General features: G+C 62.2%; 13 protein-coding genes. 2 read left to right on the top strand and 11 right to left on the bottom strand.

Going from position 1 to position 12,238, the window contains the following annotated elements; all coding sequences use genetic code 11:
* Positions 1–132: 132 nt before the first annotated feature.
* The 8 genes from EN786_RS25185 to EN786_RS37795 form a co-directional block, all read right to left on the bottom strand.
* Positions 133–2,154, bottom strand: a complete 2,022-nt coding sequence (locus EN786_RS25185) for a hydantoinase/oxoprolinase family protein (protein ID WP_135908972.1) — start codon at positions 2,152–2,154, stop codon at positions 133–135.
* Between the two features lie 195 nt (positions 2,155–2,349).
* On the bottom strand, positions 2,350–2,721 hold the full coding sequence (locus EN786_RS25180) for an endonuclease domain-containing protein (RefSeq protein WP_127284815.1): 372 nt from the start codon (positions 2,719–2,721) through the stop codon (positions 2,350–2,352).
* Positions 2,722–2,822: 101 nt separating this feature from the next.
* Positions 2,823–3,449, bottom strand: coding sequence for a CDGSH iron-sulfur domain-containing protein (locus EN786_RS25175; protein WP_127284814.1), 627 nt, complete (start codon positions 3,447–3,449; stop codon positions 2,823–2,825).
* A 238-nt stretch (positions 3,450–3,687) separates the two neighbouring features.
* Entirely contained in the window at positions 3,688–4,059 is a 372-nt protein-coding gene (locus tag EN786_RS25170) for a hypothetical protein (protein ID WP_127284813.1), read from the bottom strand.
* A 90-nt stretch (positions 4,060–4,149) separates the two neighbouring features.
* On the bottom strand, positions 4,150–4,497 hold the full coding sequence (locus EN786_RS25165) for a hypothetical protein (RefSeq protein WP_127284819.1): 348 nt from the start codon (positions 4,495–4,497) through the stop codon (positions 4,150–4,152).
* A gap of 200 nt (positions 4,498–4,697) precedes the next feature.
* The gene (locus tag EN786_RS25160; RefSeq protein WP_127284812.1) at positions 4,698–5,177 is read right to left on the bottom strand and encodes a hypothetical protein; all 480 of its coding nucleotides are present in this window, start codon (positions 5,175–5,177) and stop codon (positions 4,698–4,700) included.
* Positions 5,178–5,501: 324 nt separating this feature from the next.
* The gene (locus EN786_RS25155; RefSeq protein ID WP_127310626.1) at positions 5,502–6,011 is read right to left on the bottom strand and encodes a hypothetical protein; all 510 of its coding nucleotides are present in this window, start codon (positions 6,009–6,011) and stop codon (positions 5,502–5,504) included.
* 11 nt (positions 6,012–6,022) lie between these two features.
* On the bottom strand, positions 6,023–6,535 hold the full coding sequence (locus EN786_RS37795; protein WP_189340559.1) for a hypothetical protein: 513 nt from the start codon (positions 6,533–6,535) through the stop codon (positions 6,023–6,025).
* A 186-nt stretch (positions 6,536–6,721) separates the two neighbouring features.
* Between EN786_RS37795 and EN786_RS25145 the strand changes: the two genes are divergently transcribed.
* Together EN786_RS25145 and EN786_RS25140 are read left to right on the top strand one after the other, a co-directional pair.
* A complete protein-coding gene (locus EN786_RS25145; RefSeq protein WP_127310627.1) occupies positions 6,722–7,771 on the top strand; it encodes a thymidylate synthase in 1,050 nt (349 codons plus the stop codon).
* A complete protein-coding gene (locus tag EN786_RS25140; protein ID WP_127310628.1) occupies positions 7,758–8,681 on the top strand; it encodes a hypothetical protein in 924 nt (307 codons plus the stop codon). The genes EN786_RS25145 and EN786_RS25140 overlap by 14 nt, the downstream gene beginning before the upstream one ends.
* On the opposite strand, the gene EN786_RS25135 is transcribed toward EN786_RS25140, so the two are convergent.
* From EN786_RS25135 to lepA, 3 genes are all read right to left on the bottom strand, one after another.
* Complete coding sequence (locus EN786_RS25135; protein WP_127310629.1) at positions 8,682–9,761, bottom strand: ImmA/IrrE family metallo-endopeptidase; 1,080 nt, start codon at positions 9,759–9,761, stop codon at positions 8,682–8,684.
* Between the two features lies 1 nt (position 9,762).
* On the bottom strand, positions 9,763–10,077 hold the full coding sequence (locus tag EN786_RS25130) for a killer suppression protein HigA (RefSeq protein ID WP_127310630.1): 315 nt from the start codon (positions 10,075–10,077) through the stop codon (positions 9,763–9,765).
* A gap of 80 nt (positions 10,078–10,157) precedes the next feature.
* The gene (gene lepA, locus EN786_RS25125) at positions 10,158–11,963 is read right to left on the bottom strand and encodes a translation elongation factor 4 (RefSeq protein ID WP_127310631.1); all 1,806 of its coding nucleotides are present in this window, start codon (positions 11,961–11,963) and stop codon (positions 10,158–10,160) included.
* Positions 11,964–12,238: the final 275 nt, after the last annotated feature.

Here is a 12,238-nt window from a genome sequence, read left to right as displayed (position 1 = left end):
CGGCAGCCGGATGAGAGGCGGCGCGACGTTACGCAAAGTAGGCGGTGCTGCGAAATCACGTTGGTCGGCGCCGCCCCTCATCCGCCCTTCGGGCACCTTCTCCCCGTGAAACGGGGAGAAGGAAAGGGCGCCTCACACCGCAATCCGCGGCCGTCCTGACGCCACCGCCACCACGTGCGCCTCGATGAACATGCGCTGGCTCTCGACGGTTGAGACCTTGAGCTCGGTGGCGACGTCGATCTCGGCGTTGTCGGTGCCGGCTTCCTTGGCCCGCTCGGCGACGATCGCCCTGACATCGGCCTCGGCGGCGGCGATCGCCTTGGCCTCGTCGGTGAAGTCGCGCACGGTTTGGCCCGAGGCGAGGCGGAACAGGCCTTCCTTCGGCTGGCTGATGCGGGCTTCGGCCGAGACTCGGACCTGGCCGACGACGGCGCCGAGCGCGTTGGCGACGTCGGTATCGTCCGGCACGACGCAGCCATTGCCGACCAGCCGCGGCAGGCCGGCATAATGCAGCGGCGCCGAGGCGCCGAGGCCGATGACCGGGCGGTCGAGCGCGACGCTGAGGCGGGCAATGCCGGGATGGGCGTCGACGGCGCGCTGCACCAGCGCATGCGCGACCGCGGCGGCGCCATCCAGCCCGTCCTCGGTGAAGGCGGTTTCGAGGATGTATTCGGCCGACCAGCGCGTCAGCGTCACCAGCACGCGTTCGGCGAGCGCTTCCGGCGTCGCGGCGATCGACTGGCCGCGGCCGTCGCGCTTGCGGGCGAACAGCTCGGCGCCGAGGCGGGCGGTGGCGGCATGCCAGTTGGCCTGCTTGCCGAGCACATGGGCAGCGTCCGACGGCGTGAAGCCGCAGATATGCACGAGGCCGCGCGCCACCAGCCGGTTCAGCGTGGCGTTCTGGGCGTTGGAAGAGAGCAGCCGGTCGAGCGCCAGCGGCGTGGCGCCGATCGCCTCGTAGAGTTTTGCCTCCGGCGCCGTCAGGCCGGCGGCAAGCCTGTCCGGCACGCCGGTGCGCACGGCGAAGCGGCCATCCATGCGGCCGGGGTTCGGCGCCCGCAGCTGCCGCTCCAGCTCCGACGTCACGGCCTCGCCGTGCGCCATGCCGGCCAGCGCCAACGGCACCAGGCGGCGCGGCCCGAGCAGGATCTTCGGGTTGAGCGCGCCGTCCTCCAGCGCCACTTCGGAATCGCCGCCGAGGCCGAAGGTGCGCATGGCGACCGCCTCGACCATGGTGCGGAAGCCGCCGACGGTGGCGCCTTCCGGATCGAGCCGCGGGCGGCCGCTGTCGAGCACGGCGACGTCGGTGGTGGTGCCGCCGATGTCGGAGACGACGGCATCGTCGAGGCCGGTCATGTGGCGGGCGCCGACGAGGCTGGCGGCCGGACCCGACAAAATGGTCTCGATCGGCCGCTGGCGGGCGAAGGCCGCGGACACCAGCGCGCCGTCGCCGCGCACCACCATCAAGGGTGCGGCGATGCCGCGCGCGTCCAGAAACCCTTCGGTCGCCGCCACCAGCCGGTCGATCATCGAGATCAGCCTGGCGTTGAGCAGCGTGGTCAGCGCCCGGCGCGGACCGCCGAGCTTGGCCGACAGTTCGTGGCTGGCGGTGACCGGCAGGCCGGTCTTCTCGCGGATCAGGTCGCGGGCGGTGACCTCGTGCGCCGGGTTGCGGGTGGCAAAGTAGGCGCAGACGGCAAAGCCCGACACCGAACGCCCAAGCTCCGGCAGTGCGGCCTCGAGGCCGGAGAGGTCGAGCTTGGCCGCATTGCCGTGCACGTCATGGCCGCCAGGGCAGAACACCACCGGATCGGTGCCGAGCGCGGTCTTCAGCCCGTCGCGGGCAAGGTCGGCCTCGGAAAAGCCGATCATGACCAGCGCCACGCGGCCGCCCTGGCCTTCGACCAGCGCGTTGGTCGCCAATGTGGTCGACATCGACACCAGCTTGATCGCCGTCGGATCGGTGCCGGATTTCTCCAGCACCGCGTCGACCGCGCCGGAGATGCCGACAGCGAGGTCGTGCCTGGTGGTCAGCGCCTTGGCCTTGGCCAGCACCTTGCCCTTCGGCCCGCCCTCCTCCGCCCACAGCACGGCGTCGGTGTAGGTGCCGCCGGTGTCGATGCCGAGGAAGAGCGGTATTGGCTTGGCGGTCATTTTTGCAGGCAGTCCGGGCAAAAGGATTGGTGCCTGCCCTTAGCCGATATGGCGTTGCGGATAAAGCCGGGAGAGATGGGCCAAGGGAGGTGGAGAGCGTGATCTCCCCCCTCGTGGGGGAGATGGCCGGCAGGCCAGAGGGGGGCGCTGTCCCGCCGACCTTGCCGTAATTGCGCCCGTCGCCGGCCAATTCGTTCAGGACGCGCCGCCAAGACCCGCCGCAATCACAATATGCTGACAGACATTGTCGATGTCGCGACTGACGTCATCGTTCCAAAAGCGCAGGACGGTCCAGCCGTCCTGCTCCAGACGCGCTGTCCTTGCTTCGTCACTGACAACAGCATCGGCTTCCGTATGCTGGGAGCCGTCGACCTCGACGACGAGCTTCTTTTGTGGGCAAGCGAAATCGACGATGTAACCGGCGATCGGAAATTGTCGGCGAAAGCCTAGCCCCATCAGCCGGTGCGCGCGAAGCTCGTTCCAGAGCTTCAGTTCGGCTGATGTCATGATCTTGCGCATCGACTTGGCGTTTGCGCGATGTTTTGAAGGCAATGGCGTGTGAGGCATTGTCAATGCTCGTTGGCTATTGAGGTTGGCACTCTACGGCGCCCCCCTCTGTCCTGCCGGACATCTCCCCCACGAGGGGGGAGATTGGCAGCTTCCACCGCCTACCCCACGAACCCCACCCTTTTGTGCGAATTGTCGCAGAACGGCTTGTTGGCCGAATGGCCGCAGCGGCAGAGGAAGACCCGCGTGGTGCGGTCGATCGTGTGGCCGGTGCCGGTGACGATCTCGGCATTGCCTTCGAGCTTGAGCGGGCCGTTGACGGTCGGCGTTATCTTCAGCGGGCCGTCGCGGGCCTCGAGCGCCGGCGCGTCCTTCAGCGGCGGCTCGCCGGTGGCGGTGAAGCCGGCCTTGATATGGGCGTTGTCGCAGAACGGCTTATTCTGCGACAAGCCACAGCGGCAGAGCGTGGCGCGATAAAAGGTCTCGTCGCCGAGAACGATCTCGGCATGCACCGCCAGCGGGCCGTTTTCGCGCAGCCGCACGGTATTGACCACCGGCGGCTTCTCCTGCGGGCCGCCATCCTTGCGGTGATAGGTGATGGCGCCGGACGGGCAGTTCTCCGCCAGCGCCACGACCTTCTCGACGCTGGCCGCCTCGGGGTGGATCCACTCGCCCTTGGCGTTGGGCACGAAGACGTGCGGATCGCCGAGCACGCAGTTGCGCGAATGGATGCAGCGCTTGCCGGAAAAGGAGACGTCGACCTTCTCGCCTTCGACCGTGCCTGCCATGGGTGGGGCCTCCTCTTGGGTGGAGACAGGCTAGGGCGAGGGTGGGAGGGGCGTCAAGTTGGCTGGAACGCCAAGTCTCCCCCCTTGAGGGGGAGATGGCCGCGAAGCGGCCAGAGGGGGTCGTTGCGCGTGAAGCGCCGACCTTGGCTCTCGCAGGAAGGGGCGCTGGCGTTTTACGCGAAGCGACCCCCTCTGTCGCCTTCGGCGACATCTCCCCCACGAGGGGGGAGATTATCGCTCACTCCACCAGGTTGATTTCCTCGGTCTCGCCGCCGCTGCAGGTGTAGCAGCAGTCTTCGCATTTTTCCTTGTTGCCGGGGCCGACGCCCCAATAGGTGCCTTCGTCGCCGTCGACCCAGGCGCCGTAGCAGATCGATTCGCCCTCCTCGCAGGAGATCGGCAGTTGCTTGGTCTCGCCGTCGTCGAGGTAGAAATCCTTGTCATTGCCCGGCCAGACATAGTCGCGGTCCTGGCTGTAGAGTTCGAGCCGCATGGCGTTGGGATGGCCGTTCCTGATCTCGAACGTGACGTCGCCGGCATGCGCCGCCGGCGCGGCCAGCGTGGCGATGAAGAACGCCGCGGCGATGCGGCGGGCGGTGAAGAAAGTCATGGCAGTCCCCCGAAAGAATCGGCCCCTCGGCCGAGAGTTCGACCATGCCATGCGAGGCTGGAGCGGGGAAGGATTGGTTGGCGCTTTCCCCTACTCCGCCAGGTCGATCGTCTCGGTCGAATGCTCCACGCAGATGAAGCAGCAGGTATCGCAGGGCTGGTCGTTGTCGGGGCCGACGCCGGCGGAGACCTGGTCGTCGCCGTTGACCCAGGCGCCCCAGCAGATGTTCTCGCCGGGATTGCAGGAGATCGGCACCGATTTGCGCGCGCCGGGGCGGATCAGGAAGACCTTGTTGTCGCCCGGCCAGACCGTATCGCGGTCGCGGCTGAACAGTTCGACCGCGACGCCGTCCGAGCGCTTGTTGCGGACGAACACCGACATGTCGTCGGCGAGGGCTGGGCCGGCGATGAGCAGGGCGGCAAGGGCGAGGCGAATCATAGCGGCGGGTCCTGGAGAGTGGAGAGTAGAGCATGGCCGGGCGAAGCGCGTAATCTCCCCGCTCGAGGGGGAGATGGCCGGCAGGCCAGAGGGGGTCGCCCCGCGTGAAGCTCCGAGCCTTGTCGTGACGAAAGGGGGCGCAGGCTTTCCACGCGCGACGTCTGTCGCCTTTGGCGACATCTCTCCCTCGAGGGGGGAGATCAGCGACCCACCACCACATGCGGCGCCAGCCGCTCGATCTCCGCGACAATGTCCGGACCGCTCATGTCGAGCGAGTTGATCTCCATGCGCACGGTATTGCCGCCAAACAGCGCATTGGCCAGCCCGTCTGGCGGCGCCCCGTTGAGCTCGAAACTGACCATGCCCGAGCCCTTGCCGGGGGAGGAGAGGCGCACGCTTTGCACCTTGTCCCAGGGCACCAGCACGTCGCCGCGGCGAGCATCGCGGAAGCCGCGCTGATCCAGGGTGACCTTGACCGAGGTGTCGAAGGCGCCGCGCGCGAAGTAGCCGCCGAACCCGAGGAAGCCCAGCGCCAGCAGCGCCACGAAGAACACCCGCCCGCCATCGGCGCCGTTGACCAGCCCCTTCAGCGTATAGAAGCCAAAGATCGCCGCCATCAGCAACGAGCCGGCGACGGAAGAGAACTTGTTGGTGGGACTGTTGCGGAGTTCGATGGACATGGCGGTGGCTTTCGAGGTGGGAGTGTAGAGCATCGGCGGGCGGGGCTGCGGCGGTTCTTCCTTCTCCCCCTGTGGGGTGAGAAGAGGTCCGCGTTAGCGGACGAAAAGCCAATTGCTTGGCTTTTCGAGCTTCGAACGCCCTGAGCCTGCGAAGGGCCGGGCGGTGGCCTCGCGTAGCGCCGAGACGGATGGTTCCAGCTTGGCAAAGACGCGTCATCCACAAAAGGGCGGTTGGCGACAGATCGCCAGCGTTTCGTTCCTTCCGACACCCCGACCGAGCTTCGCTCGGCCACCTTCCCCCGCGAGGGGGGGGAAGGGGGAGCTTTACCTGTTCACCACCACATGCGGCGCGAATTTGCGGATCGCGTCGAGCATGTCGTCGCCGCGCGCGTCGAGCGAGGAGACCTCCATGTGCACGATGGTCTTGCCGAAGGGCAGGATCAGGTTCACCACATTGGCCGGCGCGTATTTGATTTCGTCGGGCGGCTCCTCGGTGAGCTCGAAATTGAGCATCGCCGAGCCCTTGCCGGAGGTGAGGCGCACGCTCCTCACCTTCCTCCACGGCACCAGCACGTCGCCGGCGCGGCGGTCCCGAAAACCCTGGCTGTCGAGCACGACCTTGACCGAAGTGTCGAAGGCGCCGCGCGCGAGGAAGAAGCCGAGCGCCAGGCAGCCCGCGCTGAGCAGCGCGATGACCAGCACATGGCCGCCGTTCGCCCCGGCCGCGATGCCTTGCACCACGCCGAAAGCGAAGATCGCGCCGATCAGCAGCGGCCCGATCGCCGGCAGGATTTTTCCCGTTGCGCTGTTGTGGAGTTCGAGCGGCGCGGTCATTTTTCCGCCCCTCACCGCTCGGGTTTCAGCAGCGTCCAGATCCAGCCGATGAAGGTGAGGACCAGGAACGGATAGCCGATCGCCGGCAGCGGCGCCGAGGTGGGCAGCAGCGCCGCGCCCCACAGGATCATGAAGGCCGAGACGGTGAACAGCAAAGCGGCAACGAGCCCGGCGAGCCGTATCCACAGCGCGAAGGTGCTTTGCGCGCTGACCATGACCAGCCCCGCCGCCCACAGCGCAATGCCGCCGACATAGGACGGCACGCTGGCCTGCAGGCCCGCCGCATTGCCGGCCAGAAGCAGGCTCTCGCCGGCGAGGAAGGTCAGGAAGCCGGCCGCGACGAGGTCATTGCCGAGCCGCTGGTATTTCAGGGTGAGCAGTGCAACTGCCACGACGACTGCCACGCCGTCGATGGTCCACAGCGTCTCGCGCAGCGCGTCGCTGGCAACGAAAGTGCCCGCCATGCCCAGCGCGCCGCCGATGGCGAGGCCGGTTGAGGCGATGGTGTCCGAGGTGGAGCGCATGTGATGTCTCCCCAAGCGGAGGAGAGGATACAACGGGGTGGAGCAATCTAAAAGGTCGACTAGGCACCTCTGCTGGGCAGCACCGACTCATTCGCCACGCATCGCAACTCTTCCCGCGAATACTCCGCCTTGCATTTCTGGTTGTTAGATGAATATCATCGCTCGGGGATTGGGTAAAAAGATATTATGTACATCCGCGCTAACACTCTGGACGATTTACTTTTTGAGGTTTTTACTGAACTGATTCGGAGTAAAATTCAGATTCGAACTTCCCGAGGAATCACGCGGGAACTCGCTGGAGTTTTGCTCGAATTAGGATCGCCACGAGCGCGCTTAAGTCGCTCAGAGGTTAAAGGGAAGATATTTAGCGGCCTTGGCGAGCTTTTTTGGTACCTTTCTCGATCTAACTCGCTTCATTTCATAAAATATTATTTGAGACGTTACGAGGAAGACAGTGAAGATGGTGCCACCATATATGGTGGCTATGGCACACGGCTTTTTGACGCACGGGGGCATAACCAAATTGATAATATTATTAATCTTTTGAGGCAGAAACCGACATCGCGACGAGCTGTCATACAGCTCTTCGATGCTTCAGACATAGCCAAATCTCGAAAGGAAATTCCGTGCACTTGTACAATTCAATTCTTATTGCGTGACAATCTTTTGAACATGTACACAACGATGAGGTCGAACGATTCTTATATAGGTTTGCCGCACGATATATTCGCATTTACAATGCTGCAAGAGATAGTGGCAAAAACGCTGGACTGCGGCCTTGGTACGTACAAGCATTTCGTTGGTAGCTTGCACCTATACGAGCCGGATTTGGATTCAGCCCAAGGATACATAAATGAAGGCCTCCAACCGACAACGGCACCAATGCCGGCAATGCCAAGGGGGGACCCATGGAAGCCGATAGCGGGCCTTCTTGAAATCGAAAAGGCCCTTAGGGAGGGACACCAAGTCAATCTAGCGGAATTGCATCTTAAGCCCTATTGGGCTGATATCGCTAGGCTATTGCAGTTTTTTGCGGCCTCTCATGGGGAGCGAAAGGATGCGATAGAGATGAAGCGTATCAAGGCTGAAATGCATTCTGACGTATACCAGATGTATATAGACGGCCGCATGCAAGCCGGCTCTGCAATCGCCAGTGACCAAGGTGACTTGGGCTTGGATTGGCCGCAGAACCCCGTGAACCCCCCCAGGAAACGAGATCGAAATGCGAGGAAATGAAGTCGCGCGAGCGGCAGAACTTGACGCTGGCTTAGTTGACTTTGCGGCCAATACTCCACTCCCCGGCATAGCCAACGCCGAAGCCCGCTCTGTCCTAGTTGAGCAACTCGTCGAAAGCTGCCGGCGGATTGATTTTGTGACCCGCGTCGCTGAGCGCGGTATCAGCCCGGAGCGAGAGAACCCGCATAGCCCGATATTTGATCCCATCCGCGCAGCAATTCTGAAGATGCTCAACGGTGAGATGGACGAAGCCTATTGGCTGATATTCTTGGCCATCCACTTTGGAAAGCATTCAGACGACGGCTGGGAATTGGTCAGGAACGTTTATGGGCGTTTGGGAGCGCTACCCATATGGACATGGGCGTCAGTCGTTGCAAATCCCGCTGCGTTCAGACAATGGATGGGCGCCAACGGTAATCAATTGGCACAATGGCGATTTGGCAACCACAGGAAATACGAGAGCCTAAGTGCGGTGTCTGAATCAGGAACGCCCTCGGTCGTCGAGTCATACATAGCATGGGTGGGGCCACCTCGAACCCACGCCGCCGTCGTTCAAAATGCCCAGCAACAGGTAGGACATGACCCCGGTGCCATTTTTGACTTTCTTTACAAGTCGATGGCTGGCGTAGCGCGCTTCGGCCGTTTGGCGACTTTCGACTATCTTACAATGATTGCAAAAGTTGGATTGGCAACGATCCGACCACCTACTGCATACTTGGCCGCCGCCACTGGGCCTAAAAAAGGTGCTCGACTGCTGTTTGGCGGAGCGCGAAATGCCAAAATATCGCCAAGGGAACTAGAGGGTCGATTGGTGGAGCTTGATAAGCTCCTCAACGTCGGACAACAGGTACTGGAGGACGCTTTATGCAATTGGCAAAAGAGTCCGACGTCTTTTGTGCCCTTCAGATAGTCAACTATCCGCCCAGGTATATCGCCGCTTCAGCCAGTTCATTCTGCTAGGCGGCAGGCGACCCATGTGCTGCAACTGACCGACAACGATTCCTGGCGATACCCCAACAATCCTCGCAAAACGGACGATATCAAATTTGCCAAGCTTCAGCCTGTCGAGCTCACCTCGATGTGAGCTTGGAACGAGCACATCCTCTGCAAATTGATTAGCCTCGAGTTCTTCGTCTGTCGTCGCGTCAGACTCAACTTCGAGGAAAAGCGCGTCCATGCCGTGGAGGATGATATGGCCGAGTTCATGAAAAAAAGAGAACCAAAATTGATCGTCCGACAAAAATCGAAAGCTCAACAACATCATCGCTTTATTTGCGTCAAGGAAACGCGTCGCCCCACTCGCCCTACAACCCTGCGGGGTTCGCGCCACGACCACTGCAACGCCGCCTTCTGCGCAAATAGCTTGAAGCGCCGGAAGAAACCGTCTTGGGTCCCTCTCCTTAGTCAGCTCTCTCATACGTGGGATGGATTCGCGAAGCTTGTCTCTGCTCCATTTTTCGCAGGGAATTTCACGGCTTAAGATTCTACCGCGCTGTAGCCAAGCAAGGGTTGCAACTGGATTCGAGCTAAGTCTCTGGGAGGTGCGGAACTTAACGGCAGATAGCTCCGAGTTGTATTTCGATTTCCATGCCTGAATGTTTGATACATCGAAGAATTTCAAGCACGATATGAAGGTGTTGCCTTCGGCGCGAATCCAACCAAATTTCTGCAGATCTTTGACCGGGACACTCGCCAACCATTCTTTTGTTTGCGAACTAGGCGTATTCTCTACGCTGGCTATGGCCTCCTGAAATTGCTGCTGTCGACTCATCCAAAAAGCCGACGAAGCTCCTAGCACTGCCGAGAGACGCTCCGCGAAGCGTTCATCAAACCGTTGATCTTGAAACAATACTGCTTCAACCTGGGGGGTGGGGAGGCCCGTTCTTGAGACAAAATCCGGAACTGATATCCCTCTCTCCCGAAGAACGTCAAACACTGTCGCGGCAGGCGCCGAGAACCAATCGAAATTCAATTCTTCTGTTCTTACCATCTCATGGCCCGATTGAGATTATTTTGATCCGTCGAACTGCTGACCAATCGACCATGCCGGTATTCAACCTTGGTGTTCTCTGATGGTTCGCAGTGAACAGCATGCGAACGCTGTTCGCGAGCTGAATGGCGAACAGACCGCTATCAGTTCCGTCAATTTCCTGAGGATCTCCGGCGATTAAATCGACAGTAGAAGACGCCGCTGACAAGTCAGCCAGCCGGTGCTTTAGTAGAGCCGCAACAGCCGCACCAAGGGATTGAATAGCGGCTGATTCGCTTTCACAAATTGACCGCAAGTTCTTGTCCGCAAAGGCCAATTCCAACGTTTCCCCGCCGTCGGATAAGATTATTGTTTGTATCTTACACTAATACTTGCGGCGCTGATATGGTACCCTTCTCAATCCCCCATCTTCAGCGCCTGGATAAACGCCTCCTGCGGGATATCCACCTTGCCGAACTGGCGCATCCGCTTCTTGCCCTCTTTCTGCTTGTCGAGCAGCTTGCGCTTGCGCGAGACGTCGCCGCCGTAGCATTTGGCGGTGACGTCCTTGCGCAGCGCCGAGACGGTCTCGCGGGCGATGATGCGGCCGCCTATTGCGGCCTGGATCGGGATCTTGAACAGGTGCTGCGGGATCAGCTCCTTCAGCTTCTCGCACATCTGCCGGCCGCGCTTTTCCGCCGCCGTGCGGTGCACCAGCATGGAGAGCGCGTCGACCGGCTCGTCATTGACCAGGATCGACATTTTCACCAGGTCGCCCTCGCGATAGTCGGTCAGATGATAGTCGAAGGAGGCGTAGCCCTTGGAGATCGACTTCAGCCGGTCGTAGAAATCGAAGACGACCTCGTTGAGCGGCAGGTCGTAGGTCAGCATGGCGCGCTTGCCGACATAGGAGAGATCGGCCTGGATGCCGCGCCTGTCCTGGCAGAGCTTCAGGATGCCGCCGAGATAGTCGTCGGGCGTAAGAATCGTGGCGCGGATCCACGGCTCCTCGATCGAGGCGATCTTGACCACGTCGGGCATGTCGGCCGGGTTGTGCAGTTCCTTCAGCGTGCCGTCATTGAGGTTCATGCGGTAGACGACGGACGGCGCTGTGGCGATGAGGTCGAGGTTGAACTCGCGCTCCAGCCGCTCCTGGATGATCTCCAGATGCAGCAGGCCGAGGAAGCCGCAACGGAAGCCGAAGCCGAGCGCGGCGGAGGTCTCCATTTCATAGGAGAAGGAGGCGTCGTTGAGGCGCAGCTTGCCGACGGCGGCGCGCAGATCCTCGAAATCGGCGGCGTCGACCGGGAACAGGCCGCAGAACACCACCGGCTGCGCCGGCTTGAAGCCGGGCAGCGCCTTTTGCGTCGGGCGGCGGTCCTCGGTGATGGTGTCGCCGACGCGGGTGTCGGCCACTTCCTTGATCGAGCCGGTGAAGAAGCCGAACTCGCCGGGGCCAAGCTCGTCGACATTGATGCGGGCGGGCGTGAAGACGCCGGTGCGCTCGACCAAATATTTGGCGCCGGTGCCCATCATGCGGATGGTCTGGCCCTTCTTCAAGACGCCGTCGATGACGCGGACCAGCACGATGACGCCGAGATAGGCGTCGTACCAGCTATCGACCAGCATCGCCTTCAGCGGGGCCGATAGATCGCCCTCACGCGGCGGCGGCAGCTGATGGACGATGGCTTCCAGCACGTCGGGAATGCCGAGGCCGGTCTTGGCCGAGATCAGCACGGCGTTGGAGGCGTCGATGCCGATCACCTCCTCGACCTGCTCGCGGATGCGCTCGGGCTCGGCCGCCGGCAGGTCGACCTTGTTCAGCACCACGACGATCTCGTGGTTGTTGTCGATGGCCTGATAGACATTGGCCAGCGTCTGCGCCTCGACGCCTTGGCTGGCGTCGACGACCAGCAGCGAGCCCTCGCAGGCGGCCAGCGAACGCGACACCTCATAGGCGAAGTCGACATGGCCGGGCGTGTCGATGAGGTTGAGGATGTAGTCCTCGCCATTGTCGGCGCGGTATTTCAGCCTGACCGTCTGCGCCTTGATGGTGATGCCGCGCTCGCGCTCGATGTCCATCGAGTCCAGCACCTGCTCCTTCATGTCACGCGCCTCCAGCCCGCCGGTGAGCTGGATCAGCCGGTCGGCAAGCGTGGATTTGCCATGGTCGATATGGGCGACGATGGAGAAATTGCGGATGTGGTCGAGGGGCGTCGTCATGCGGCGCGCTTTAGCAGGGGCGGGGTTGAGGGGCAAGCGGGGCGCTGGCTTTGCGGGCCGTGGGGACGGGGAGGGGAAGTGACGGTTGCCGTCGCAGTCGGCGGAGGGCAATTGCTGACGTCGGTGCTGCCCCTCACCTGCCTGCCGGTGTCCAGCCGATAGATGGGTAACAGAATGGACCGGATACATAGGTAACAGTTCTCCCCCTATGAGTCCGCTGCAGCGCCAAGCGGATTGGTTGGCGCGGCGCTGCAGCGGACAAGCGTCATACGCCT

It is taken from the genome of Mesorhizobium sp. M4B.F.Ca.ET.143.01.1.1, from assembly GCF_004792275.1.
Lineage (GTDB): Bacteria > Pseudomonadota > Alphaproteobacteria > Rhizobiales > Rhizobiaceae > Mesorhizobium > Mesorhizobium abyssinicae.
The sequence above is the reverse complement of the archived record's forward strand: the minus strand, read 5'-3'. Positions and strand labels throughout refer to the sequence as shown.